Source organism: Klebsiella michiganensis, assembly GCA_000963575.1.
In the GTDB taxonomy this organism is placed as follows: Bacteria; Pseudomonadota; Gammaproteobacteria; order Enterobacterales; family Enterobacteriaceae; genus Cedecea; species Cedecea michiganensis_A.
Genome location: CP011077.1, coordinates 2,458,719 through 2,483,214, shown reverse-complemented (window position 1 = coordinate 2,483,214; position 24,496 = coordinate 2,458,719). Strand labels below are relative to the sequence as shown.

24 protein-coding genes are annotated in these 24,496 nt (G+C 55.6%); 18 read left to right on the top strand and 6 right to left on the bottom strand.

The annotated features are described in order from the left end of the window. Positions 1-4: 4 nt before the first annotated feature. The gene (locus VW41_11680; protein ID AJZ89645.1) at positions 5-775 is read right to left on the bottom strand and encodes a ribonuclease Z; all 771 of its coding nucleotides are present in this window, start codon (positions 773-775) and stop codon (positions 5-7) included. A gap of 161 nt (positions 776-936) precedes the next feature. Here VW41_11680 and VW41_11675 point away from each other — a divergent pair, with 161 nt between their 5' ends. The 12 genes from VW41_11675 to VW41_11620 all read left to right on the top strand — a co-directional run bounded on the left by VW41_11675 (position 937) and on the right by VW41_11620 (position 12,481). Further along, positions 937-1,962: a putrescine/spermidine ABC transporter ATPase gene (locus VW41_11675; GenBank protein ID AJZ89644.1), complete on the top strand. Its 1,026-nt coding sequence runs from the start codon at positions 937-939 to the stop codon at positions 1,960-1,962. Between the two features lie 27 nt (positions 1,963-1,989). Beyond that, positions 1,990-3,129: an ABC transporter substrate-binding protein gene (locus VW41_11670; protein AJZ89643.1), complete on the top strand. Its 1,140-nt coding sequence runs from the start codon at positions 1,990-1,992 to the stop codon at positions 3,127-3,129. Positions 3,130-3,185: 56 nt separating this feature from the next. After that, complete coding sequence (locus tag VW41_11665; protein ID AJZ89642.1) at positions 3,186-4,019, top strand: ABC transporter permease; 834 nt, start codon at positions 3,186-3,188, stop codon at positions 4,017-4,019. Further along, positions 4,016-4,831, top strand: coding sequence for a spermidine/putrescine ABC transporter permease (locus tag VW41_11660; protein ID AJZ89641.1), 816 nt, complete (start codon positions 4,016-4,018; stop codon positions 4,829-4,831). The genes VW41_11665 and VW41_11660 overlap by 4 nt, the downstream gene beginning before the upstream one ends. A 104-nt stretch (positions 4,832-4,935) precedes the next feature. Next, a complete protein-coding gene (locus tag VW41_11655) occupies positions 4,936-5,238 on the top strand; it encodes a hypothetical protein (GenBank protein ID AJZ91944.1) in 303 nt (100 codons plus the stop codon). Positions 5,239-5,420: 182 nt separating this feature from the next. Continuing rightward, on the top strand, positions 5,421-6,296 hold the full coding sequence (locus VW41_11650) for a sugar ABC transporter permease (protein ID AJZ89640.1): 876 nt from the start codon (positions 5,421-5,423) through the stop codon (positions 6,294-6,296). Then, complete coding sequence (locus tag VW41_11645) at positions 6,286-7,173, top strand: ABC transporter permease (protein AJZ89639.1); 888 nt, start codon at positions 6,286-6,288, stop codon at positions 7,171-7,173. The genes VW41_11650 and VW41_11645 overlap by 11 nt, the downstream gene beginning before the upstream one ends. Positions 7,174-7,184: 11 nt before the next feature. After that, positions 7,185-8,012 carry a 3',5'-cyclic-nucleotide phosphodiesterase gene (locus tag VW41_11640; protein AJZ89638.1) on the top strand — a complete coding sequence of 276 codons (828 nt, stop codon included), beginning with the start codon at positions 7,185-7,187 and terminating at the stop codon, positions 8,010-8,012. A gap of 2 nt (positions 8,013-8,014) precedes the next feature. Further along, positions 8,015-9,088 (top strand): ABC transporter, encoded by a 1,074-nt coding sequence (locus tag VW41_11635; GenBank protein AJZ89637.1) that lies wholly within the window; start codon positions 8,015-8,017, stop codon positions 9,086-9,088. Continuing rightward, positions 9,081-10,403, top strand: coding sequence for an ABC transporter substrate-binding protein (locus VW41_11630; protein ID AJZ89636.1), 1,323 nt, complete (start codon positions 9,081-9,083; stop codon positions 10,401-10,403). The genes VW41_11635 and VW41_11630 overlap by 8 nt, the downstream gene beginning before the upstream one ends. Positions 10,404-10,533: 130 nt before the next feature. After that, positions 10,534-11,964 (top strand): GntR family transcriptional regulator, encoded by a 1,431-nt coding sequence (locus VW41_11625; protein ID AJZ89635.1) that lies wholly within the window; start codon positions 10,534-10,536, stop codon positions 11,962-11,964. Continuing rightward, entirely contained in the window at positions 11,951-12,481 is a 531-nt protein-coding gene (locus tag VW41_11620; GenBank protein AJZ89634.1) for a GCN5 family acetyltransferase, read from the top strand. Before VW41_11625 ends, VW41_11620 begins: the two co-directional genes overlap by 14 nt. Before the next feature lie 27 nt (positions 12,482-12,508). On the opposite strand, the gene VW41_11615 is transcribed toward VW41_11620, so the two are convergent. Then, positions 12,509-13,381 carry a beta-lactamase gene (locus tag VW41_11615; GenBank protein AJZ89633.1) on the bottom strand — a complete coding sequence of 291 codons (873 nt, stop codon included), beginning with the start codon at positions 13,379-13,381 and terminating at the stop codon, positions 12,509-12,511. 144 nt (positions 13,382-13,525) lie between these two features. Here VW41_11615 and VW41_11610 point away from each other — a divergent pair, with 144 nt between their 5' ends. Next, entirely contained in the window at positions 13,526-14,317 is a 792-nt protein-coding gene (locus VW41_11610; protein ID AJZ89632.1) for an alginate lyase, read from the top strand. Between the two features lie 45 nt (positions 14,318-14,362). Here VW41_11610 and VW41_11605 read toward each other — a convergent pair whose 3' ends face one another. Beyond that, positions 14,363-14,791 (bottom strand): transporter, encoded by a 429-nt coding sequence (locus tag VW41_11605; GenBank protein ID AJZ89631.1) that lies wholly within the window; start codon positions 14,789-14,791, stop codon positions 14,363-14,365. A gap of 279 nt (positions 14,792-15,070) precedes the next feature. Here VW41_11605 and VW41_11600 point away from each other — a divergent pair, with 279 nt between their 5' ends. From VW41_11600 to VW41_11585, 4 genes are all read left to right on the top strand, one after another. After that, positions 15,071-16,495, top strand: coding sequence for a gamma-aminobutyraldehyde dehydrogenase (locus VW41_11600; protein ID AJZ89630.1), 1,425 nt, complete (start codon positions 15,071-15,073; stop codon positions 16,493-16,495). A gap of 484 nt (positions 16,496-16,979) precedes the next feature. Continuing rightward, positions 16,980-17,267: a hypothetical protein gene (locus VW41_11595; protein ID AJZ89629.1), complete on the top strand. Its 288-nt coding sequence runs from the start codon at positions 16,980-16,982 to the stop codon at positions 17,265-17,267. A 1,088-nt stretch (positions 17,268-18,355) separates the two neighbouring features. After that, positions 18,356-18,802 carry a peptidoglycan-binding protein gene (locus tag VW41_11590; protein AJZ89628.1) on the top strand — a complete coding sequence of 149 codons (447 nt, stop codon included), beginning with the start codon at positions 18,356-18,358 and terminating at the stop codon, positions 18,800-18,802. A gap of 234 nt (positions 18,803-19,036) precedes the next feature. Further along, complete coding sequence (locus VW41_11585) at positions 19,037-19,663, top strand: hypothetical protein (protein ID AJZ89627.1); 627 nt, start codon at positions 19,037-19,039, stop codon at positions 19,661-19,663. 267 nt (positions 19,664-19,930) lie between these two features. Here VW41_11585 and VW41_11580 read toward each other — a convergent pair whose 3' ends face one another. After that, a complete protein-coding gene (locus VW41_11580) occupies positions 19,931-20,914 on the bottom strand; it encodes a nickel transporter (GenBank protein AJZ89626.1) in 984 nt (327 codons plus the stop codon). Between the two features lie 151 nt (positions 20,915-21,065). Between VW41_11580 and VW41_11575 the strand changes: the two genes are divergently transcribed. Then, positions 21,066-22,694, top strand: coding sequence for a hypothetical protein (locus tag VW41_11575; GenBank protein AJZ89625.1), 1,629 nt, complete (start codon positions 21,066-21,068; stop codon positions 22,692-22,694). Here VW41_11575 and VW41_11570 read toward each other — a convergent pair whose 3' ends face one another. Then, positions 22,695-23,510, bottom strand: coding sequence for a sulfurtransferase (locus VW41_11570; GenBank protein AJZ89624.1), 816 nt, complete (start codon positions 23,508-23,510; stop codon positions 22,695-22,697). Beyond that, positions 23,500-24,495, bottom strand: a complete 996-nt coding sequence (locus tag VW41_11565) for an ornithine cyclodeaminase (GenBank protein AJZ89623.1) — start codon at positions 24,493-24,495, stop codon at positions 23,500-23,502. The genes VW41_11570 and VW41_11565 overlap by 11 nt, the downstream gene beginning before the upstream one ends. Position 24,496: the final 1 nt, after the last annotated feature.

Here is a 24,496-nt window from a genome sequence, read left to right as displayed (position 1 = left end):
GAACTCAAGGCAAATAATCCTCAGTATAAAACCGCTGCTGATGGAAGTCGTACTGCAGGCCATCATGGCTGACGAACAGCCCCGCGTGAGGGCGGCAGGCCAGCTTCAGCGCCGGCAAAATGGCATCGTTACAGTGGTACAACCCGAGCGACGGCAGCCCCAGCGAAGTAAACAGCTTCAGGCAGCCCGGGAAGTCACCGTGGGAAGCGTCCTCAGCCAGTTCAGACAGCGAGGCGCACTCCTGAAACGCCAGATCCACCCCGGCCATCAGCGCGATAGAATGTTCGGTTGGCCGTCCGTCACCGCTATAGAACAGGCCATATTCCCGGATATCAACGCGCACCGCCAGATTCGCCATTTCATGGCGGGTTGGGGCCGTGCGAATGCGCCAGTGATGCCAGTGAAAATCAGCTTCGCTATCGCGCCATTCGATGGGGAAGCAGAGCGAGGATTCCGGCCAGTTGGCGAGCGACGCCAGCTGCATCAAGACCTGTCGCTGTTCCGGCTGGCTGTATATCACCAGCGGCTTTTGGCGGGAAAAACTCTTCCAGTGATTTAGCAAAGCCGTTAAGCCGGTGCAGTGATCGGGGTGCACATGGGTGAAAAACAGCACGTCAATGTCGTTGATGCCGCCGCCGCGTTGCCACAGCGCCCGAGGCACGGTAGGGCCGCAGTCGATAAGCCACTGTCGGTTTTCGTCATCAATGATCCGCAGCGCGGAAGTATTTTGCCAGCGGGAGAAAGCGCTGCCGCAGCCAAGTACGTCGATTTTCATTGCCCCTCGCTAAAAATTTATCGCGGTTAATTAAAGTGTCACAAAGACACGCCACAGTAGGCTCACATCATCTCTGAGCGGCGTTTCATTTTTTTTACAGCGAAATGAACACGTGTTCATTCAGAGCAAAAAAGACGTAAACAGACATCCCGGATACCGTTATGAGCTACCTGGAAATGGCGCACCTGCAAATTAGCTACGGCGAGAAGGTGGTGCTAAAAGAGATTAATCTTGCCGTGAAGAAAGGCGAGATGATTGCATTGCTTGGCCCGTCCGGTTGCGGGAAAACAACGTTATTAAACGCGTTGTGTGGATTTATTCCGGTTAAGCAGGGCTACATTACCGTAGCCGGAAATAACATTACCCAAAGCCCGCCGGAACAGCGAAATATCACTATGGTGTTTCAAAGCTATGCGCTGTGGCCGCATTTAACGGTGGAACAAAATATTGGCTACGGCCTGAAGCTACGTAAATGGCGGCGGGACGCTATCCAGGCCAGAGTGCTTGAACTATTGCAAATGGTGAACCTTAACGGCCTTGCCGGGGCGAAAATCACCGAGCTTTCCGGCGGGCAGCGGCAGCGTGTGGCCCTGGCGCGGGCGCTGGCCATTGAGCCGGATGTGCTGGTTCTGGACGAGCCACTGTCGAACCTGGATGCCAAAGTCCGGCTGAACGTGCGTCACGAAATCAAGCAGCTACAGAAGAAACTGGGCTTCACCTCGGTGATCGTCACCCACGATCAGCAGGAAGCGCTGGTGATGGCCGACCGTATTGTCGTGCTGAATAACGGCCAAATCGAGCAAACGGGTTCCCCGGAAGAGATTTACCAAAAACCTGCCACACCTTTCGTGGCTGATTTTATGGGGGCCGATAACCGAATTACGGCGCAAGAGATATCTACCCTCGGGTTGGCCTCGCTAAATAATAGCGGCGAACAGGAGATTTATTTCAGAAGCTCGGACGCCGTGCTTTCATCATTAAATAAAGCTGTCCCGGAACGCGGATTAACGCTCGAAGGTGTTGTTGAGCAAAACGCCTTTATTGGCCACAACTATCGCTACGCCATTCGCTGCCGGGATCGTCTTTTCCATGCCGATTCTGTTGATAATTTGCCGCTGAATACAAACGTCAGGCTGCATGTGCCTGAGTCAGCCCTGCATATTTTTAGTTCGTCCCACACAGCTTGAACCATTCTATTTCTCTGAGGGGTAATTATGTTTACTAAAACCAGGCTTGCCGCCGTCACGGCGCTGTTTTTAAGTTATGGCGCGCAGGCGGAAACCGTTTTAAATGTGGCCACCGCCGGTGACCAGAATATGGTGGATTACGTCAAAACCTGGCTGGGGCCAAAATTTGAGGCCGCGCATCCGGGGGTAAAAGTGCGCGTGGTCGGCACCGGCCCCGGGGACGCAGGCTCGAATAAAATCATCGAAAAACTGAGTGCACAGCAGCAGAGCGGGGCTAAAACCTGGGATATCGACGTGGCGGTGGTTCACCAGAAGGCGGGCGGGGAACTGGTGGAAAAAGGGCTGCTGGAAAAGTACCGCCAGCAAATCAAAACGGGCAGCATGGTCACTGCGGATAACGCCAAAAATGCCCTGGGTGTGAACGTTGACGGCTATGTGATGCCGATGTTCCTGAGCCAGACGGCCATCGCCTGGAACAGCGAAACCATGAAAGCGCCACCGGCCTCTTATGACGAGCTGGTTGAGTGGACGACGAAGCACCCGCAGGCGTTTGGCTACAACGGCATTAAAAACGGTATGTCAGGCGTCAGTTTTGTCGTCGGCTGGATCTACGCGTACGGTACCGATGCGCAGCGTTTATCCGCCTTGCCTTACGATAAGAGCGTAGAAAAAAACTGGTCGCAGGCCTTCGAGAAACTGAAAGCGTTCAACAAGAACGTGACCTTTACGCCGGGCAACGCCGGCACATTAGACATGCTGACTCGTGGGGAAATTGCCATGGGGCCGGTCTGGGTGGATATGTTCTACACCTGGAAAGATCAGGGCAAACTGCCGCCGTCCATCAAGCTGGCCTTACTTTCACCGGGAATGCCGGGGCAGCCGATGTATTACGTCACGCCGGCCAAAGCGGCACAGCCTGAACTGGCGCGCGAGTTTATTGCGTTAGCAACCAGCCCGGAAGTACAGGCCGACGGGATCGTGAAGCAGTTTAACTGGTATCCAGGCATTGACGCGAAGTACGTTCAGCCGAAGCTGGACGACGCGACCTGGAGCAAACTGTTTGCCGAGATCTCCCCGAAAGCGCTCGCCGACTACGGGAAAAGCTTCCCGATAGCGCCTTACTTTGACGACATCAAAGAAGGGTACGAAAGCCAGGTGTCCAACTAATCCTTTCCCGGCGCCCGGCACAGGTCGGGCGCCACGCTCAAGCTCAAAGGTTTGCTATGCGCGTTTCGCTAAACTATCTGCTGCTGGTGAGCCCCGCCGCGCTGATGATTGGGGGGCTGTTTCTTTATCCGCTGGGCTTTTCTCTGGTGGCGGCTTTTACTTCTGATGGCGGGGCGCTGACATTACAGCACTTTGCCAAAGTCCTGACGCTGTATTCAAACGATATTCTGTTCACGGTGTTTATCGTACTGGTGTCGGTGCTGCTGCTGGCGGTGCTGTCGATTACTCTCTCGGCGGTGATTACGCTCTCTCCCTGCCGGCTTGTTGTTCGACTGCTGGGCGTGCTTTACCGCCTGCCGCTGTTTATTCCGTTTATCGTCGCCGCGCAAATGATGCGCACATTCCTCGCCAAAAATGGCCTGATGAATAACATGCTGGTTGCCGGCGATCTGGTGCAGCCGCTGGACACCATCTCCTGGCTTGGCTGGAAAGGGATCATCATTACCTTCGTCTGGAAGCAACTGGCGTTTGCCACTTTGCTTATCTGCGGGGCGATGGCGGCGCTGGAACCTTCACAGGTGCTGGCGGCCCGCAATTTGGGCGCTTCGCGCGTTCGCATTCTGTTCGACATTATTTTGCCGCAGGTGTTACCGGCTATTGGCGTCGCGCTGGTGCTTTCCACGGTTATCATGATGTCCGTTCTGTCCGTGCCGCTGATGATTGGCACGGGGACGCCAACGATGCTGACCGTGGACATGGCGTTCCGCGTTAACTCCTACAGCGATTATGCGGTCGCTAACGCGCTGGGCGTAATTTCCCTGCTAATTTGCGGGGCGCTGTCCTGGTTTTATCTGCGCCATAGCCTGCGCCAGAAAGGAGGAGAGGCATGAACCTGGTGAAAGGCCGACTCGGTCTACTGCTGCAGGCGCTGCTGCTGGCCTTTATGCTGTTTGCGATGTTCGGCCCGCTGCTGAATCTGCTGATCTGGACGGTGGCAGAAAGCTGGTTTTATCCACATACTTTGCCGAGCCAGTGGGGATTAAAGTACTGGTATCAGGTGTTTAGCCCGTACAGCGATGTTTCAGGTTCGCTGCTGACCAGCGTATTTATTGCCGTGCTGTCGGTGCTGGTTTGCCTGCTAATTTCGGTTCCCGCAGGGTACGCGCTTTCGCGCCGGGCGATGCCGTTCCGGGTGATGTTTATGCTGCTGTTTTTGATCCCGCAGGCGTTTCCAAACCTGACGGTGTATATGAATATCGCCCGGCTTTTTTATCAATGGGGGCTGAACGGCACCGTGGCTGGCGTGGTATTGGTACACAGCGTGCATGGCCTGATGTACTCGGTTTGGATCTGCGTGGCCGCCTTTTCGGCTATCGACCCGCTGCAGGCCCGGGCATCCCGTAATTTAGGGGCCGGGGCGCTGTTCACCTTCTGGCACATCGTGCTGCCGCAGGCTTTACCGGGGATTATGGCCGCCGGGATCTTTGTGTTCCTTGAATCGCTGGATGAGTTTACCGGCACCTTTTTCGTCGGTGCCCCGGATATCACCACGCTGCCGCTGCTGCTATACAACGCCAGCATGTCCGGGAATTACCAGGTGTCGTCTATCACCGCGCTGATTTTACTGGTGCCGTCGCTGTTGTTTATGCTGATCATCCATAAGTTTATGCGGCCAGAAATGCTGTCGAAGCTGGGTAAGTGAACCTCAGCCTCAACAACAATACAGATAATTCCGGGCTGATAATGTTTTAGATTATCAGCCTGAGGGTTGTGAACACCCGTTATCCGTTTGTTTTCGAGGTCACCATGAAAAAACGATATGCTCTCGCCACAATCCCGGTATTACTCACGACCTTTAGCAGCCTGGCTTCTTCGGAAGCGGCCTGGCAGCAGTTGGACAAAGACGTGCAAAAAAGCTGCCTCGCCATCAGCGCCCTGCAGGAAAAAAAGATTGAAGGGAAGCGCACTGACTTTAGCGACGATGTCGGTTACTCGGCGGTGGTGATTTCAGGCAACTACAAATTTAAGAACAGCAACCCGGTGCCGGGCAAAGAGCTGTGCCTTTATAACCGCAAAAGTAAAAAGGCCAGCCTGGAACAGATGCAGTAGCATTTTTGCGCGGTTAAAGAATATATCCCTGCAAAGACAATCTCTTTGAACGACAGGCAGTTACCCCTCAGCCGGGAAGCTGCCTGTTTTACCTACCGCCAAACTGCCATTTCCCCGTAACGTTTCTGCCATAAATCCCTCCCATACTGACTGACTTCTGACCCCTGACAGGTTTGCAGACAATGGCAAAACGCCCCTGGCTTCCGTGGCTGATCCTCACGCCATCTTTGATCTTTTTACTGCTCTTTACCTGGTTCCCGCTGATCCGCTCGGTGTACGACAGCCTGTTTGATACACGTCTGGCGGGTGAGGCCGGGGCATATGTGGGCGCAGGTAACTATGTTCGCCTTTTCGCCGACCCGGTTTTCTGGAAATCGCTGGTGAACAATCTGTTTTACATCGTGCTGACCGTGATTCCGGGCGTGGCGCTCGCGCTGCTGCTGGCGGTTGCCCTTTGGGAAAACCACCGCATTAACCGCTGGCTGCGGACGGCGTTTTTCTTCCCGATGATCATCCCAATGGTTAGCGCGGCGGCGCTGTGGCTGTTCATCTTTATGCCGGGCATGGGCATGCTGGATTACTACCTGGCGAAGCTCTTCGGGCCGATGAATAACAACTGGCTGGGACGCAGCAACAGTGCGCTGTACGCCCTGGCGCTGATTGGCGTCTGGAAGTTTGCGGGCTACTACATGCTGTTCTTCCTCGCCGGGTTACAAAGCCTGCCAGCCTCGGCGCGTGAAGCGGCGATCATGGAAGGAGCGACCTCAACGCAGGTGTTTTTCAAAGTCACTTTACCGCTGCTGCGCCCGACGCTGAGCTTTGTGATAACCACCGCGCTTATCTACTCCATAACCCAGATAGACCACGTCGCGGTAATGACGCGCGGCGGGCCGGATAATGCCACGACCGTGCTGCTGTATTACATCCAGAGTCTCGCCTGGGATACCCATGATTTAGGCAAAGCTTCAGCCGCCACCTTCCTGACGCTGGCCGGCCTGTTTGTCTTCTCGTTCGTTAACCTTAAGCTGCTGGAAAGGGGCGCCCACCATGAGCGTTGAGTTTTCTGGGTCCGTTGTCAACGCGCGTAGCGTGCCGCAGCCGCTGTGGTTGCGCCTGCGCAAATCAAAGGGCATCACGCTGAGCGTGCTGATGTGTTGCCTGGCCTTGCTGTGGGTTAGCCCGTTTATCTGGATGCTTTCCTCGGCCTTTAGCGCCAGTACGTTTGGCGAAGGCATGGCCTCTGTTTTGCCGCGCTTTCCGCTCACGCTGGATAACTTCCGCGATGCGTGGCAGAGCGCCGACTGGCTCAGTTTGTACGCCAATACGCTGATTTTCAGCTTCGGTACTTTCTTCGTGCAGCTCATCACCATCACCACCGCCGGATATGTTTTTGCCTGCCATGAATTTCGCGGCAAGCAGACGCTGTTCCTGCTGTTTCTGGTGCAGTTAATGATCATGCCGGTGGTGATGATGGTGCCGAACATGATGACGCTGAAAACCCTCGGGCTGCTCAATACGCTAACCGGCGTGATGATGCCGTATTTCACCTCCGCGTTTGGCGTGTTCCTGATGCGCCAGGCATTCCTCGCGATCCCAAAAGAGCTGGAGGAGGCCGCACTGATGGAGGGCTGCCGCTGGTGGCAGGTGCTTTACCGCGTACTGCTGCCGATGTGCTGGCCGTCAGTGCTGGCCTTCGCCACCGTGAGTATTACCTACCACTGGAACGAGTACCTGTGGCCGCTAATGATGCTCAATGACCCGGACAAACAGGTGCTGACGGTGGGATTAGTTTCGTTTGCTATGGGCGCCGAGTCCGGCGGCCAGTGGGGCACCATCAGCGCGGGCACCATTATGGTTTGCCTGCCGCTGATGCTCGCCTTCATCGCCTTCCAGAAGCAGTTTCTGCGAAGTTTTGGTTTCTCAGGTATCAAGTAAGGAGTTGAGTGATGTTATTGGCCCATATTTCCGACACCCATTTCCGCAGTCAGAACCAGAAACTGTACGGCTTTATCGATATCAACGCGGGCAATGCCGATGTGGCCTCGCAGCTGAACGCGCTGCGTGAGCGCCCGGACGCGGTAATCGTCAGTGGGGATATCGTTAACTGCGGCCGCCCGGCGGAGTACCTGGTGGCGAGCCAGGTGCTGGGTACTATCAAGTCGCCGCTTTATTTGATCCCCGGCAACCACGACGACAAGGCGCATTTTCTGGAGTACCTGCGCCCGCTTTGCCCGCAGTTGGGGGACGACCCGGAAAACATTCGTTATGCAGTGGACGACTTTGCTACCCGGCTGCTGTTTATTGACTCAAGCCTGGCCGGCCACTCCAAAGGCTGGCTGACCGACAACACCCTGGCCTGGCTTGAAGCGCAGTTAACGGCGAGCGGCGACAAACCCACGGCGGTCTTTATGCATCATCCGCCTCTGCCGCTGGGCAATGCGCAAATGGACAAAATTGCCTGTGAAAACGGCCATCTGTTGCTGGAATTGGTCAGGCGTTTTCCGTCATTGGTGCGTATTTTCTGCGGCCATAACCACAGCCTGACGATGACCCAATATCGGCAGGCAACGATCGCCACTATTCCCGGCACCGTTCACCAGGTGCCGTATCACTTTGAGGACAGCCGCCCGTATTACGATCTGTCGCCGCCGTCCTGCCTGATGCATCGCCAGGTGGGCGACCAGTGGGTGAGCTATCAGCATTCGCTGGCGCATTATGCAGGCCCGTGGCTGTATGACGCGGCGATCAGTTGCCCGACGGATGAGTACCGATAGCCATGTTAAGACTGAATCAGGTAAGCAAGCAGTTTGACGGTAAAGCGGCGCTGAACGCGCTGTCGCTCAGCATCGAAGAAGGCGAATTTGTGGTGCTGGTCGGGCCTTCAGGCTGCGGCAAAAGTACGCTGCTGCGGATGCTTGCGGGGCTGGAAGAGGTTAGCAGCGGTGAGATTTGGCTCAGTGACCAGAACATTACGGCGATGTCGCCGCGTGAGCGCAATTTCGCGATGATCTTCCAAAACTATGCGCTGTTTCCGCACCTCACCGTGCGCGACAACATCACCTTTGGCATGAAGATCCGCAAAGAGGACAAAGCCAGCTGGCAGCCGCGGCTGGAGCAGGTTGCCGCGATGCTGCAGCTTGGTGAAATGCTCGACCGCAAACCGGCCAAACTGTCCGGCGGCCAGCGCCAGCGTGTGGCGATGGCGAGAGCAATTGTGCGTAACCCGCGCCTGTTCCTGATGGATGAACCGCTCTCCAACCTGGATGCGCGTCTTCGTACCGAGGTGCGCGACAGCATCATGGCGCTGCACCATCAGCTCAAAACCACCACCATTTACGTCACCCACGATCAGACGGAGGCCATGTCGATGGCGGACCGTATAGTGGTGATGAACGGGGGCGTGGTGCAGCAGGTGGGCAAGCCGGAGCTCCTTTATGCCCGGCCAGCCAACCTGTTTGTCGCCGGTTTTATTGGCTCTCCGGCCATGAATTTGGTTTCTCTGCCTTGTGAAAATGGGCGCGTTTTGCCCGCCGGGCTGAATCTGCCTCTGCCGCCGGCCGCGGAGAAAGAGCAAAGCGTCTGGGTCGGGATACGTCCGGAACACCTCACCGACAGGCCAGAGAACGGGCACCTGACGCTTTCGGCGACGGTGCTGCAACGAGAACTGATGGGCGCAGATTATCTGCTCCATGTCAGCACCCCCCTGGGAACGTTACGCTACACCCGCCGCCACCGCGGTGAGGTACCAGAAAAAGGCGATACGCTTACCCTCGGTTTTTCCTCATCGGATATACATCTTTTCCACACAGATCTTCACCACAACTTACACCAGGAGATTGACCATGTTTAACCCCCTGATGCATAAATGGCGGGCGCTTGCCGTTTGCTGTTCGCTGGCCGTGAGCGGCGCAGCGCTGGCAAAAGAGAAAATTGATTTTATGTTCCCCGCGCCGGTCGACGGCAAGCTGACGATGGAAATGACCCGCGTCATCAAGGCGTTTAACGATTCTCAGCAGGACGTAGAAGTTCGCGGTATTTTTACCGGCGGCTACGACACCACCAAAATTAAAGCGGAATCCGCGCAGAAAGCCGGGCAGCCACCTGCGCTGGTCATTATGTCGGCCAACTTCACCACCGACCTTGCGCTAAAAGACGAAATTCTGCCGATGGATGAGCTGTTTAAATACGGCAACCGCAAGGCCAGCGATGTCCTGATGAACGATTATTGGCCGGCAATGCACAAGAATGCCCAGGTGATGGGCGTGACTTACGCGATTCCGTTCCATAACTCCACGCCAATTCTGTACTACAACAAAACGATGTTCGACCAGGCGGGCATCAAGCAGCCGCCGCAGACCTGGGCCGAAATGCTGGCCGATGCGAAGAAGCTGACCGACGCCAGCAAAGGGCAGTGGGGTATCATGCTGCCGTCCACCAACGACGATTACGGCGGCTGGATCTTCTCCTCGCTGGTTCGCGCCAACGGCGGCAACTACTTTAACGAAAACTATCCGGGCGAAGTGTATTACGACTCGCCGACCACCATCGGCGCGCTGCGCTTCTGGCAGAACATGGTTTACCGCGACAAAGTGATGCCGTCGGGCGTGCTCAATTCCAAGCAGATCAGCGCCGCCTTCTTCAGCGGCAAACTGGGCATGGCGATGCTGAGCACCGGTGCGCTGGGCTTTATGCGCGAAAACAGCAAAGATTTTGATATGGAAGTGGCGATGATGCCGGCCAATGAGCAGCGGGCGGTGCCTATCGGTGGGGCGAGTCTGGTGAGCTTCAAAGGCATCTCCGATGCGCAGAAAAAGGCGGCTTATCAGTTCCTGACCTATCTGACTAGTCCGCAGGTTAACGGCGCCTGGAGTCGTTTCACCGGCTATTTCTCCCCGCTGAAGGCCTCCTACGACACGCCGGAAATGAAGGAATACCTGCAGAAAGATCCGCGGGCGCAAATCGCGCTCGATCAGCTGCAATATGCCCATCCCTGGTATTCAACTTATGAAACGGTGGCCGTTCGTCAGGCGATGGAAAACCAGCTGGCGGCGGTGGTGAACGATCAAAAGGTGACGCCGGAAGCCGCCGCGAAATCCGCTCAGCAAACGGCGGACAGCCTGATGAAACCTTACGTTGAGAAAACTGCGCTGGCCGATGTGAAGTAAAACCCCCGCGTTTAGCTCCTGACGGGCGACTTTGTCGCCCGTTTTTTCATGTTAAAAAATCACTTTCTGACTATAACAGTTGTACAAAACAGCGTATTTTTAGCGTTGTGATATAGACAGGGAGCAGCGCATGAAAAAGTACCAGCAGCTGGCACAGCAGATCCTCGACCAGATTGCCCTTGGCGTCTGGCAGCCGGGGGATCGTTTACCGTCGCTGCGCGAGCAGGTTGGCCACAGCGGGATGAGTTTTATGACCGTCGGGCACGCCTATCAGATGCTTGAAAGCCAGGGGGCGATTGTGGCCAGGCCGCAGTCCGGCTACTACGTTGCACCCCGGCCGGTGGCACGCACTGCGCCACCGGCGGTGCAGGTCACCCGCGCGGAAACCGTCGATATCAATACTTATATTTTCGATGTGCTGCAGGCGAGCACGGATGCCTCCGTGGTGCCGTTTGGCTCTGCGTTTCCCGACCCACGCCTGTTTCCGCTCCAGGCTCTCCACCGTTCGATGGCGGCGGTCAGCAAAACGGCCACCGCCATCAGCGTGATTGAAAGCCTCCCGCCGGGTAACGAAGCCCTGCGCCACGCCATTGCCCAGCGCTACGCCCAGCAGGGGATGCACGTTTCACCGGACGAAATTGTGATCACCGCCGGTGCGCTGGAGGCGCTCAATCTCAGTCTGCAGGCGGTCACCGAACCGGGTGACTGGGTAATCGTTGAAAACCCGTGTTTCTACGGCGCGCTGCAGGCGCTGGAGCGTTTGAGGCTTAAAGCGTTATCGGTCGCAACTGACCCGGTCAGCGGGATCGATCTCGACGCGCTGGCGCAGGCTTTGGCGGAATACCCGGTTAAAGCCTGCTGGTTAATGACCAACAGTCAGAACCCGCTGGGCGTGACGCTGCCACCGGAGAAAAAAGCGCAGCTGGTGCAGCTGTTGCAGGCGCATGACGTCACGCTGATTGAGGATGATGTTTACAGCGAGCTGTATTACGGCCGGGAAAGGCCGCTGCCCGCCCGGGCGTACGACACCCACGACATGACCCTGCATTGCTCTTCGTTTTCAAAATGCCTGGTGGCGGGGTTTCGAATCGGCTGGGTGGCCGCCGGGAAACACGCCCGCCGCATCCAGCAATTGCAGTTGATGAGTACCTTGTCCACCAGTTCTCCAATGCAGCTGGCGCTGGTCGATTTTTTGGCTACCCGCCGCTACGACACACACCTGCGTCGCCTGCGCCGGCAGCTGGCAGAACGCAAACAGTTGGCCTGGCAAACGCTAAGCGAGCTTCTCCCCCCAGAGGTAAAAATCCACCGCAGCGAAAGCGGTTATTTCCTTTGGCTTGAGCTGCCAGCAGGGCTTGATGCCAGCCTGCTTAACGAGCGGGCGCTGGCGCATAAGATAAGCATCGCCCCGGGGAAAATGTTCACAACCGGCAGGGCCTGGGACAACTATTTCCGCTTTAACGCCTCATGGGCCTGGGGGGACAGAGAACGCCAGGCGGCTGTGACGTTGTCACGTTTAATCAAGGAATTGATCGAGGAGTCTCCCGATGTACCTCACTGAAAGACTGCTGCTCAGGCCGTGGCGCGACGAGGATTTGCTGCCGTTTGCCGCAATGAACGCCGACCCGGAAGTGATGCGCTATTTCTTACAGCCCCTGACGCCGCAGGAAAGCCAGAGTTACCTGGAGGCGTTTCGCCAGCGTATGGCGGAAAACGGGTTTGGTTTCTGGGCGGTAGAAGAACAGCAGAGCGGCGAGCTGGCAGGGTTTGTTGGCCTGAATCGGCCTGCCTACTCGCTGCCGTTTAGCCCCTGTGTAGAGATAGGCTGGCGGCTTCGAAAAGCATTCTGGGGCAAAGGCTATGCCCCAGAGGCCGCGAGGGAAGCGCTGCGCGTAGGTTTTGATGAGTATGACCTGGACAGCATCGTGGCTTTTACCGCGCTGCCAAACTTGCCGTCTCAGCGGGTGATGGAGAAATTAGGCATGCGCCAAAGCGGCGAGTTTGACCATCCGATGGTGCCGGATAATCACCCGCTACAGCGGCATGTCTGGTATCAGATTCACCGGCAAAACCTTTAAAAGCCGGCGAACCGGCTTATGTCACGGCTACTCTGTCGGCTGGAAAACGTAATGGTCGCCCTTCGCCACAATGTGGCCGACGCCCGGGAACGGGAAGTGTGGGGCAAAAATCAGTTCGCGATCGGCGGCCAGTTTGGCCAGTAGCGCTTTGCGGTTGGCTATTCCTTCCTGGCGGTCGTTGTCATAGGCAATCGCCCATTCGGGTTTCGTCAGCGACACAATTGCGCTGTGCGCCGAGTCGCCGATGTCTAAAAGTCGCTGCTTGCCGGAGACAATCTGGTAGCCAACGTGTCCCGGCGTATGGCCCGGCAGCGGTACAGATGTGATCCCCGGCAGCACCTGGTCGCCAGGCTTAAAGGTTTTGACCTGCGGCTGGATGGCCTCGGCCAGCGCCTTCATCTTCGGCAGCGTTTGCAGCCATGCCCAGTCCGGGGCGGAGATTTGCACCGTGGCGTTGGGGAACGCCTGTTTGCCGTCCGCCGTCAGCAGCCCGCCAACATGGTCACCGTGAACGTGGGTGATCAGCACATCGGTAATCTGTGCTGGCCTATAGCCCGCCTTTGCGAGGCTCTCAATCAGCTGGCCCTGAGCGTTGGGGCCAAGCCCGGTATCCAGCAGAATGACTTTGCTGCCATCTTTGACCAGCAGGGCATTGACGCTGAGTTTTATGTTATCCGTCGCGGCACCCGCGGCGGATAGCACTTCGGCTACCGCTTTCTCTCCCACGTCGACGCCAATCACTTTGCCATCGTTGGGCAGGGCGTTGTTTTTATCGTGCAGGGCGGTTAGCTCAAGCTTGCCGAGCGGAAAAGTTTTAAACGCCGCGCCCGCGTTATCCGCCAGCGCGAAGGCGGAGTAGCTGGCCGCAAACAGGACTGAAACGAGCAGTTTTTTGATCATTACTGTTCCCTTTATGCATCAGGTTAATTACCGGAAACCCATTGTTACTACTGACATGTCACAGCAACAGATTTTAAGTAAAGCATCTACGCTGATTAATGGTTAGCTGATCGGGCGGGTTTACATTTTGCATTGGGGTTAAAGATGAAGCGTAAAACAGTAAGTTACGGGCTGCCGGTGAGCCTGTTTTTGGCGGCGCTGAGCGGTAGCGCATGGGCGGAAAGCGGCCAAAATATGCCGGGTGAAAATTATCCGGTACTGACGAAAGATTATTTGCTGCAGTCCTTCGACAGCAGCGAAAAACCCAATGAGGTAAAAATAACCTCCGGGCTGCATAACCGCTATTTCTACAGCAACTGCGGCGGCTCAAAAAGCTGTGATTCAGCAATCCCGGCCGGGGCAATGATATTTAAAACGCCATCAGGCTTTGGCTCAACGGCGCACAGCGAATTTCCTCGCGTCGAGCTAAGAGCCACGCACAATTTTGTCAACGGCAGCGAGTTTGATAATGAGCAGCGCGGAGCGGTTTATATCGTCAAAAACCCGTCCACGCGCTCGATAATTTTTGCTCAAATTCACGGCGATAAGCCCGGCGGCTCAGAGATGCTAAAACTGCGCTGGGAAGATGGCGCGATAGTCGCGGGCACGAAACAAAACTACGGCGACCCGGAGAAACGCACCACGCTGCTTTCGGACGTCGGGCTGAACGAAAAAATTGATTACAGCATTAAAGCCAAAGGCACGGCGAGCGGTATGAAGGTGACGGTTGAAGCCAGCGCCGGAGGAAAAAAGGTGAGTCAAACCTTTGACTATCCGAAACAGGGCTGGGAGGGGATCCAGCTTTACTTCAAGGCGGGCAACTACAACCAGGACAAAAACAAGGATGGTTCAGAAGCGGTGGTGGCCTACAGTAAGCTTGAGGTGCGCTACAAGTAAGCCAGTTAAAACCGGCAGCCTTCGTTGCTGCCGGATGTCCAGACCCTATTTTTTCACCGCGATCAGTACGGAAGAGGCCTTCACCAGCGCGAGCAGGCGAGAACCAGCCTTAAGCGCCATTTCATCAGCGGCTTCGTTAGTCACCACGGCGGTTAATTCAAACCCCGCGTCGGTCTGAATATGTACGGTGGTGTTCACCGCGCCTTCCGCGATGGCTTTCACCACGCCGGGAAACTGGTTCCGGGCGGAGAAGTGATACCCGCAGTCTTCACTGGCCAGTACAACCCATGGGGCTTTGATTAAGGCAAGCGCAGCTTTGCCGTTGACCAGGCCTAACGCTTCCTTGCTGCTGCGGGTGACCACGGCGACCAGTTTTCCGCCCCCGTTAAGGGTTAATTCGATTTCGTCGTTAACGGCGCCGTCTGTGACGTGGCTGATAATGCCGGTTAACTGGTTTCGGGCTGAAATACTCATAGTGCCTCCTGGCGGTGAAGTGAGAAAAAGACTGCCTAAAGCATAGGGGCATACCGCCTTCTTTTCATATTAATTTTCAATAGATACCTCATTTGCTCTGCGGCCTGTTATACCAAAGGGGAGCGTCTGGACAGGCTTACTGCGCAGTGCATCACAACCTGGTGAAAATCACCGCCCGGTGCCGCTGCCGCCGTCAGGCCGGAACTATGCTTTTTACTCAGTCCTTTTAAGCCAGAACGCCTCTGGGAACTGATCATCAGAACGGGAAAGGAGATTGGGATGCAAAGCCAGTTATTGATTAACGGCCAGCTTGTGGATGGCCTTGGAGAAAAGCAGCCGGTCTACAACCCGGCCACGGGTCAGGTGCTGCTGGAGGTGGCCGAAGCCACTGTTGAGCAAGTCGAGGCTGCGGTTTTGGCGGCGGATAAAGCGTTTCCCACATGGGGGCAGACGACGCCGAAAGAACGTGCCGAACATCTTCTGGCGCTCGCTGACGCCATCGAGCGGCACGGGGAAGCCTTCGCCCGGCTTGAGTCGCAGAACTGCGGCAAACCTTTCCACTGCGTACTCAACGATGAGATCCCGGCGGTAGTCGATGTCTTTCGCTTTTTCGCCGGGGCGAGCCGCTGCCTGAGCGGCCTGGCCGCCGGAGAATATCTGAGTGGGCACACCTCGATGATCCGTCGCGATCCGGTCGGCGTGGTGGCCTCTATTGCCCCCTGGAACTATCCGCTGATGATGGCGGCCTGGAAACTGGCTCCGGCGCTGGCCGCCGGGAACTGCGTGGTGATCAAACCTTCCGAAATTACGCCGTTGACCGCTTTTAAGCTGGCCGAACTGGCGAAGGATATCTTCCCCGCAGGGGTGATTAACGTGCTGTTTGGGCGCGGGCAAACCGTCGGTGATGCGCTGACCGGGCATGAAAAAGTGCGCATGGTGTCGCTCACCGGCTCCATTGCCACCGGGGAGCACATTATTAGCCATACTGCCCCGTCAATTAAGCGCACGCATATGGAGCTGGGCGGCAAAGCGCCGGTTATCGTGTTCGACGATGCGGATTTAGAGGCGGTAGTCGACGGCGTGCGAACCTTTGGCTATTACAACGCCGGGCAGGACTGCACCGCGGCGTGCCGGATTTACGCCCAAAGCGGAATTTACGACAGGCTGGTTGAGCAGCTTGGGAAAGCCGTGGCCAGCCTCAAATATGGGCCGCCCGAGGATGAAAGCACCGAGCTGGGGCCGCTGAGTTCAAAGGCACACCTTGAGCGAGTCAGCAACGCCGTGGAGGAAGCCAAAGCCCTGCCGCATATCAAAGTGATTACCGGCGGGAGTAAAGTGGCAGGGGCTGGCTATTACTACCAGCCAACGCTGCTGGCCGGGGCAAAGCAGGCCGATGCCATTGTGCAAAAAGAAGTGTTCGGCCCGGTTGTCAGCGTCACAAAATTTGACGATGAGCAGCAGGTGCTTGAGTGGGCCAATGACTCCAGCTACGGCCTTGCATCCTCTGTGTGGACGCAGGATGTGGGCCGGGCGCATCGCCTGAGCGCGAGGCTGCAGTACGGCTGTGCCTGGGTGAACACGCACTTTATGCTGGTCAGCGAGATGCCGCACGGTGGGCAAAAGCTCTCAGGCTACGGAAAAGATATGTCGCTGTACGGGCTGGAGGATTACACCGTTATTCGGCATGTGATGATCAAGCACTGAGGAAGGTTTAATCTGCTGTAAAACAAGATTATTGTTTTACAGCCAATTTCTTGTAGGGCAGTGAAGTCAAAATGACTATTGACGTTGGGAATCCGATCTCCATTTTGATCTGCCATCCATTCACCGTACACATTGAAAATCATCTGTGCATTTGTAAGTCCCATTCGACTGGCAATAAAGCTCGGATTAGCTCCAGCGCTTAACGTCCAGCATGCAAATGTATGGCGCGACTCATAAGCGTTCCGGTGACGAATTTCAGCTCTCTTCAATAGGTGGTTCCATGATGCTGCGATTGAGCCAAGAATGTAGCAGATCGCGTGTGATGTTCACCTTCTCTCTTCATGCCTCAGTCTGGCCGCGGCGAATTGTCGGAAGCTGATGAATAAAAGCCCCGAAACTACGGGAAAGAATATTTGAAATAATTAGTGGGTTAAATCCAGTATCTGCCGATATGTTAAGAGAGATTTTTTAGAGAAGAACATAGATGAAAATAAAGCATTTACTGGTGTTTGTGCTCTTAGCTTTGGCCCAATGCACTCATGCTCAAGAACAATACAATTTTGAAGATGTAAAACCTGCAGTGATTGAATTCTTTAAGCGCGGTGCAGGTAACCCTGAAAGTTGCGAGGTGCTCAAAGAGCTGCTTGCAAAAAATCCAAAGAATGAACAAACAAGGAAAATGATGATTGGTATCTGTGACAGTGATTTAGATACCACCAGGACAGTTTCTTTTACGGAAATGTCAGTTCATCATTTTGAAGAGCATCCATAAGTATGCGGTATCCTGTCTGGTCAGACTCAGCTAGGACGAAAAATAGGTGCACGTTTTATTGCTGCCGAACCGTATCATTTGGTTCTTGGCTTCAAGTATTCACGACGTCCGATAGCTTACACGACGGGAGATGTTTTTTTGGTCGATGAATATCGTTCTCAGGTGAAAAACTTCAATGAACTTTATGCAAAAGCATGTAACTGAATTAAAGCCCTCTCTGCTTATTCTTCAGTTCGATAGCCCTGGCAAAACGACGCGATGGTGGCATGCTGCTGAACACGGAGAGCTGAAAACAACTGATTGGGTAAGGGCTTTCTACTCTAGTGATGGCAACAAATATCACTGCTATTGCAGCCAAATTCCGGTGCTGCTCTAAAGCGCACTCTGCAAACCCACCAACTCGATGGTTTTTTGCTTTTTGAAAGCAGGGCGGAAATGACGAAATACCATGAAGGGTTGGGATATGACAACGTGGGGGTTGGGCGCATTAATTGCAGGATTTATATGGTCTCTGGTGGCTTACAATATGTCCACTTGTGCGATGATTGAACAGCGATGCGTAGAAAATATCTTTCTGATCGCCGCAAGAGAAAGTCACCTGCGTTATGGTTACCTCTTAATGCTTCCTGGGATTGTATTTACAGCGTTAGGAATAATCAGAAGCGTCTATAAAAGAAGAACCACCAAGTTAGCATAACCCACCGCTTGGTGGGTTTTTGCTTTTTGTGTCACTGTAACTTACTGTAATTACTCTGAAGAAAGCCCTACCTCCCGTCGATATCATCTTTGCCATGAGTCGTATGCGAGGTAACAACATGATTACGCGAGAGCGGTTGTGCGGCAAAGGCATTGATGCCAGGAAAGGCACTATCGAATTTGCTGTGGAGCAGTACAAAACATTAGCGTAAAACAACTCAAAACCAGTGAAGGTGTCGATTCGTCATGCTCTAAAGTATTGCTTTAACCTGCTTTTAGCTTGCTTCATCTCACATCATAAAAAATAACCCGTGCATGATGATAAATACCGAGCTGGCGGTTTTGGCTTCTTTTGCCAGGCTTACAGGGACCAGTAAACAGGAGAAAAGACCATGGGATTATTTGATTTTGTCAAAGACGCAGGTGCGAAACTGTGGGATTCGCTGAAAGGGAATGAAGGCGAGCAGGGCAGCAAGCTTGAGGAGCATTTGAAAAACAGCGGCATTCCCGGTGCCGATAAAGTAAATGTCACCGTAGAAAACGGCAAAGCGGTTATCACCGGGGGAGATGGGTTGACCCAGGCGCTGAAAGAAAAAATTCAGGTCGCGGTGGGTAACGTGGCCGGGATCAGCAGCGTTGAAAATAATATTCAGGTAACGGATGCGGCGCAGGAGGCGACTTATTACACGGTGAAATCCGGCGACACGCTGAGCGCCATCTCTAAACATGTCTACGGGGATGCCAACAAGTACAACACCATCTTTGAAGCGAATAAACCGATGCTCAGCCATCCGGACAAAATTTACCCCGGACAGGTGCTGATCATTCCTAAGCTGTAAGTGCCCTGAAAACCCACTTCGGTGGGTTTTGTCAGGCAGATCGCGTAGAGTGTCGCGTTAAACCCCAGGATTAATCTTTTTATTTTCTGCTGCTTGCCGGCACATTGTTGTGCCTGCTTTCAAGGATGATGTATGACGTTAACAAGAACCACATTGTTGGTAATGCCACTCCTTTTCTGTTCCTTCTCTTATGCCCAGCCGACAAGAAATCCGGTGATAGCCAACCTGGCGACGATGTTTGATTTCAATGCGCCGGCGGGAAATGTGCGCGAAATGCATACCGTAATGAAGCACCCGTCAGGGGAAATAAATTATGAGAACCGGCTGAAGGTAGATAGCGCCGGGTGCGTGACCAGCCTCGATATCAGGGACTCGGCGCAAAAAATGGTGCTGCAGCTTCACCGCGAAGGTAACGCGCTGACAGGGACTCAAAACGGTAAACCCTTATCCCTCAAGCTTGATGAAAAGTGCCTGGTGAAAAAGAGAAAAGATGAGCTGGGAGAAGTGAAGTATGCCTACTGGCCGAACGGACTGCTGAAGGATATTTTTTTCATGCCGGGCGGCCAGCGTATCGCTCACCACGAGTACGATGCCAACGGGCTTCCCCGTCAGGTTGACTTTTACATGAGTGACAAAGTGGCCTCGCAAACTAAAGTGAGCTACGAGGATCCGGCGCACCGTCCGTTCGACTACAAGCTGGTGACTGAAACAATGAGAACGCCGTTTCTGACGGCGGAAAGCCACTGCCGCTATGACGAGCAGTTATCGCCTATTGCCTGCGACATAACGCTGGTGACCGGTATCGGAAAAACGCAGCAAACCCAGCGCCAGCAGGTGACGACGGAAGTCAGTTATTACTGAGTAAATAAAGTTTCTAAACTTGATCTGCGTCATAAAAAAGAGCATATTCTGCAAAATTTTTTAACAAGTAGTAATGTCTTGTATGACGCTTTATCAACACATGCTGGTTTTTTACGCCGTAATGGCGTTGATCTGCGCCGGGATCACCTGGCTGCTCGCCAAAGACTCCAAACGTATTAAGCTGCTTTGTTCGGTGCTGATTGGCGCCACCTGGCCGATGAGTTTCCCGGTCGCGCTGTTGTTCTCGCTGTTCTAATCGATTCCGCGCTAGCAGCCCGCCGCGATGAAGTCGCCGTTGGCGCTAACGGGAATAGTAGTGGTAAACAGCACCACGGCAAAAAGTACGATCAGCAAGCCGCCAATCACTTTCAGCCCGGTGGTTATCAGGCGAACCTGAGCCGGCGTTCGCGAAAGCCAGAGTTTGCCCACCGAGTCGCGGGTACGGGTGACCAGCACCGACAGCCCAAGGATCGACAGGGCGGTGCCGAGCGCCATGGTCATTACGGCGGCAATGCCCCAGCTAATAAACCCCAACGCATTCGAAAACACCAAAATCATGATGGCCCCGCTACAGGGGCGTGCGCCAATTGCCAGAATGACACCCAGGTGCGTGAGCCAGTTACCGTTCCGGGCATCGTAGCCGACGCCGTGGTTATGCCCACAGCCACAATGTGCATCCTGTGAATGATGGTCCACTGTTTTGGCATTACCGCTTAGCGGCGTGAAGGAATGCATCCGCAGCGGGGCCTGCTGTCGCAGCGCCTTCAGCACAATAAAAACCCCGAATCCGCCAATCAACACTGCGCTTATCTTTTCCACATACCAGCGGCTTTCGCTGAGATCGCCGCTGGACAAATTAAGCGCAATCGCCAGTACAAACACAAAAATGATGGCGCTCACGCCCTGCATCAGGCTGCCGAGAAACGGCACCATTCGCCCGGCGAGAGGCGTTTCCTGATTGGTGCTAAGCCAGGTTGTGACAATAAATTTGCCGTGCCCGGGGCCAATGGCGTGCAGCACGCCGTAAAAAAAGCTGCCAATCAGCAGCCAAACGCCGCCGCTGTACTGGTGATTATTGATTTGCAGTAAATAGAAGACCAGATAGCGGTGCAGACTTATCTGCACACTCAGGCACCACTGAATAAAAGCGCTCCAGTGATGGCTGATAAACACCAGCGCCAGTACGCTTAACAACAGGGCCAGCAGGCCGGCGGGCAGCGCCCAGCGGCGGGGAAGAATTTGGGTCGTCATGGCGCCAGTCACATCAGGTTTGTATGACTGAAGTATAAATAACGCCGGAGAGTAAGACCAAATGAATAAGCTATCAGCAAATCATCTTGTCGCATCGGGGCAGATATTATAGTCTCAAAAATCACGATGTTAGCGCTCATCTGGAACCCGTATGGCCGATCAAAACCCGCTGTTAACCGTAAATTCACTCTGCATCAATACGCTGGAAGGCAAACCCCTGGTGAAGGATGCGTCATTCAGCGTTTCACGCCGGGAGATTGTTGCCCTGGTCGGTGAATCTGGCTCAGGGAAAACCCTAACCTCGCTGGCGGTCATGGGGCTACTTCCGGCCGGCGTCCGGCAAACGGGCGGCGACGTGACGTTTAACGGGCAGGTTGTCTCGGCGGTTGGGCAAACCTATCCGCGCGAGCTTCGCGGGCAGCAAATTGCCACAATTTTTCAGGAACCGATGAGCAGCATGAACCCGGTGCTGAAAGTGGGGGAGCAAATCGCGGAAGTGTTGGTGCGCCACCATAAACTCAGCTGGAGGCAGGCACACCGTGAGGCGGTCGCTCTGCTGGACAGGGTGGGCATTGTTAATCCCGAACAGCGTGCGAGGCAGTACATTCACCAGCTTTCCGGCGGGATGCGCCAGCGCGTGATGATTGCCAGCGCCATTAGCTGCAAGCCCGCGCTGCTGATTGCCGACGAGCCAACCACCGCGCTGGACGTCACCATTCAGGCACAAATTCTGGCCCTGCTCCAGGAGCTGCAGCAGGAAATGGCGATGGGCATTTTGTTTATCACCCATGATTTGAGCGTGGTGGCACGCTACGCGGACCGTGCCTGCGTGCTGTATCAGGGCAACATTGTTGAGCAGGGGGAGGTGCCCACGCTGCTCACCGCGCCACAGGCTGACTATACCCGCCGACTGATTGCCGCTTCTCAGCCAGAGCCTCAGGCCGCCAGACGCAAAGACGTCACCCGTTCGCCGCTGGTGCAGCTGTCGCAGCTCACCAAAAGCTACCCGCAGGCGCATGCGCTGCCGTTTTTCCCTGCCGGTCGCCAGACCGTGCTGAAACCCACCAGCCTCGAAATCGAGCGGGGCGAAATTGTCGGGCTGATCGGTGAGTCAGGTTCGGGTAAAACGACGCTCGGCAGGGCTGCAATAGGCTTAATTCCGGCAGACAGCGGCACCATTATTTTTGACGGGCTGGACGTGCGCCGCGCCAGCCGAGAGCAACAGCAGGGGATGCGCCGCCGGGCTCAGATTATTTTCCAGGATCCCTACGCGAGCCTCGATCCCAAAATGTCGGTGGGAGAGCAGATAGCTGAACCGCTGCGCGTGCATAAATTAAGGCCAGCGGGGGAAGTTCAAGGTCGCGTTCGCGAATTGCTGGCGCTCGTCGGGCTGGATACCGCTGCGGCAGGCCGTCTGCCGTCGGCTTTTTCCGGCGGGCAGCGCCAGCGTATTGCCATTGCCCGCGCGCTGGCGCTTGAACCCGAGCTGCTGGTAGCCGACGAAGCGGTTTCGGCGCTGGATCTCTCCGTGCGAGGCCAGATCCTCGCATTACTCGCCGATCTGCGTGACCGTTTGGGGCTAACCGTGCTGTTTATCAGCCACGATCTTGGCGCCGTGCGCCAGGCGTGTGACAGAGTTGTGGTGCTGTATCGCGGTGAAATCGTGGAAACCGGCGCCACAAAGCAGGTACTCGACCGGCCACAGCATGAATACACGAAGCAGCTGATCGCCGCCGCGCCGGATATTCAGCAGGCGCTGAAGCTGCGTAATGCAGTGTGATTATTTGCCGCAGAGCAGCGGTAATTCCGGGTGGCTGGCCCATTCGTGCCAGGAGCCGACATAAACGGCCACATCCTGGTAACCTGCCAGTTTTAGCGCCACCAGAACCGTGGCGGCGCGAGCGCCCCTGTGGCACCAGATGATAACTCTTTTTGACGGCGTAAATCCGGCTTCAGCGGCAAGGCTCGCCAGTGCTTCGGCGGATTTGAACCGACCATGCTCGACCACATCTTCCCAGAACATCAGCGTTGATCCTGGAATGCGTCCCGCTCGCGCACAGCACTCGTGTACAAAACTGCCGTCATATTCCGCCGGCCTGCGGGCATCCAGCCGCAGAGTTGTGCCCGGATCGGCATCGATCGTTTCGGCGCGGGTGGCGGCCAGCTGAGGCAGGGCTGGCTGGCGTTCAGGTGCGCCAGCCTCAGAAACAATCGCCGCCAGGCCTTGGCCGGGCGCTAGTTTGCCCCCGATTGCGACCCAGGCCTCCAGGCCGCCGTCCAGGATCAATCCTTCTTTGCCCAGCGCAAACCACAAAAACCACAGGCCACGCGGAGAACGCATGCCCAGGGTTTGCTCGAAGAACACCGGCGTGGCCCCGTTTGCGATTTGGAGCTGTTGCCAGGCATGAACAAAGGCCCCGGCCATCGCGGCGTAACCTTTCGGGGTAGAGTCCGCGACAAAATAGTCGTAGACGTTCAGACTGACCGCGCCGGGTAGGGAGGCCGACTCCCAGGCTTCTTGCTCCCGGACATCTATCAGCGCAAATGCCTCGCCGCCCGCGAGACGCTTTTTCAGCTCGTTGGCGTTAATCAGCATCGGCAGCCTCCCAGCCAAAGGGCAGGTTGCTGCCTTTGCCCTGTTCGGCGGCAGCACGCAGCACGCGAGCGGCAAGGGCGATATCAAACACGTTGAGGCCGAAAGAGGAAAAATAAACTTTGTCCGTTTCGGCAGGACGCCAGCCATCCACCAGCAAGTTTGTTACATCCGCCGCCACGTTTTGCTCATCAAAAAGCCCGGCGCGGTACATCTGGAACAGGCTTTTGGCGCTGGTCAGCTTGAAGTCTCCCCAGCTGTCGACCACCACTTTGTCGGCGGCGGCAATTGTCTCAAAGGCCACTTCGTGGTAGCCAATTTGCAGCACCATCGTTCCGGCACGCCAGATGCCCGGCCGCAAAAACGGCTCGCTGGCGCTGGTACAGGTAATGAGCGCATCCCAGTGCTGGCGAAGCGCATCGCTTAATGTTTCAAACTGGGTCACGGGCCAGGGGAGTTCGTCGGCATGGCTGAGCATATCGGCGACGGGTTCCGGCGTTTTATTCCAGCAATAGACCATCTCCAGATCGGGAAAATGCGCGGCGAGCATCTCGAGATGAGCCCGGGCCTGCACGCCAGCGCCAAGTAATAAAATACGTGCAGGGCGGCGAGGTGCCGCCAGTTTTAAGGCGAGGGCCGACACGGCGGCCGTTCGAGTCGCGGTCAGGCTGCCGCTTTCCACAAGGCCAATGGGTAAGCCGTTGTCCGCGCGATTGAGCAAGGTAGTGGCCATAGCCTGCGGATAGCCGTCGTTTGCGCGAGGCCGGTGCGCCGTCCACTTTACGCCTGTGGCATTGAACCGCCCGCCAACCCTTGCCGGCAGGGCATAGACTTTTCCCAGCGGCGTGTCGAGGTTGACGTGGGTTTCGGCAGGCATCACCGCCTCGCCGCGCCTGAGCAACCGCACGGTGTCCTCAATGTCCTGCAACGCCTGTACCGGGTCATTGCCTCCCAGACAGGCAACCTGCTGACGGTTCAATATCTGCATG

What these genes read in the sequence shown, in the direction of transcription:
- VW41_11615 (AJZ89633.1), bottom strand. Translation starts at nt 13,381, where the DNA reads ATGATCAAAAAACTGCTCGTTTCAGTCCTGTTTGCGGCCAGCTACTCC.
- VW41_11645 (AJZ89639.1), top strand. Translation starts at nt 6,286, where the DNA reads ATGAGCGTTGAGTTTTCTGGGTCCGTTGTCAACGCGCGTAGCGTGCCG.
- VW41_11630 (AJZ89636.1), top strand. Translation starts at nt 9,081, where the DNA reads ATGTTTAACCCCCTGATGCATAAATGGCGGGCGCTTGCCGTTTGCTGT.
- VW41_11600 (AJZ89630.1), top strand. Translation starts at nt 15,071, where the DNA reads ATGCAAAGCCAGTTATTGATTAACGGCCAGCTTGTGGATGGCCTTGGA.
- VW41_11675 (AJZ89644.1), top strand. Translation starts at nt 937, where the DNA reads ATGAGCTACCTGGAAATGGCGCACCTGCAAATTAGCTACGGCGAGAAG.
- VW41_11580 (AJZ89626.1), bottom strand. Translation starts at nt 20,914, where the DNA reads ATGACGACCCAAATTCTTCCCCGCCGCTGGGCGCTGCCCGCCGGCCTG.
- VW41_11620 (AJZ89634.1), top strand. Translation starts at nt 11,951, where the DNA reads ATGTACCTCACTGAAAGACTGCTGCTCAGGCCGTGGCGCGACGAGGAT.
- VW41_11585 (AJZ89627.1), top strand. Translation starts at nt 19,037, where the DNA reads ATGTTTGATTTCAATGCGCCGGCGGGAAATGTGCGCGAAATGCATACC.
- VW41_11565 (AJZ89623.1), bottom strand. Translation starts at nt 24,495, where the DNA reads ATGCAGATATTGAACCGTCAGCAGGTTGCCTGTCTGGGAGGCAATGAC.
- VW41_11570 (AJZ89624.1), bottom strand. Translation starts at nt 23,510, where the DNA reads ATGCTGATTAACGCCAACGAGCTGAAAAAGCGTCTCGCGGGCGGCGAG.
- VW41_11655 (AJZ91944.1), top strand. Translation starts at nt 4,936, where the DNA reads ATGAAAAAACGATATGCTCTCGCCACAATCCCGGTATTACTCACGACC.
- VW41_11595 (AJZ89629.1), top strand. Translation starts at nt 16,980, where the DNA reads ATGAAAATAAAGCATTTACTGGTGTTTGTGCTCTTAGCTTTGGCCCAA.
- VW41_11665 (AJZ89642.1), top strand. Translation starts at nt 3,186, where the DNA reads ATGCGCGTTTCGCTAAACTATCTGCTGCTGGTGAGCCCCGCCGCGCTG.
- VW41_11635 (AJZ89637.1), top strand. Translation starts at nt 8,015, where the DNA reads ATGTTAAGACTGAATCAGGTAAGCAAGCAGTTTGACGGTAAAGCGGCG.
- VW41_11590 (AJZ89628.1), top strand. Translation starts at nt 18,356, where the DNA reads ATGGGATTATTTGATTTTGTCAAAGACGCAGGTGCGAAACTGTGGGAT.
- VW41_11610 (AJZ89632.1), top strand. Translation starts at nt 13,526, where the DNA reads ATGAAGCGTAAAACAGTAAGTTACGGGCTGCCGGTGAGCCTGTTTTTG.
- VW41_11670 (AJZ89643.1), top strand. Translation starts at nt 1,990, where the DNA reads ATGTTTACTAAAACCAGGCTTGCCGCCGTCACGGCGCTGTTTTTAAGT.
- VW41_11650 (AJZ89640.1), top strand. Translation starts at nt 5,421, where the DNA reads ATGGCAAAACGCCCCTGGCTTCCGTGGCTGATCCTCACGCCATCTTTG.
- VW41_11640 (AJZ89638.1), top strand. Translation starts at nt 7,185, where the DNA reads ATGTTATTGGCCCATATTTCCGACACCCATTTCCGCAGTCAGAACCAG.
- VW41_11660 (AJZ89641.1), top strand. Translation starts at nt 4,016, where the DNA reads ATGAACCTGGTGAAAGGCCGACTCGGTCTACTGCTGCAGGCGCTGCTG.
- VW41_11575 (AJZ89625.1), top strand. Translation starts at nt 21,066, where the DNA reads ATGGCCGATCAAAACCCGCTGTTAACCGTAAATTCACTCTGCATCAAT.
- VW41_11680 (AJZ89645.1), bottom strand. Translation starts at nt 775, where the DNA reads ATGAAAATCGACGTACTTGGCTGCGGCAGCGCTTTCTCCCGCTGGCAA.
- VW41_11625 (AJZ89635.1), top strand. Translation starts at nt 10,534, where the DNA reads ATGAAAAAGTACCAGCAGCTGGCACAGCAGATCCTCGACCAGATTGCC.
- VW41_11605 (AJZ89631.1), bottom strand. Translation starts at nt 14,791, where the DNA reads ATGAGTATTTCAGCCCGAAACCAGTTAACCGGCATTATCAGCCACGTC.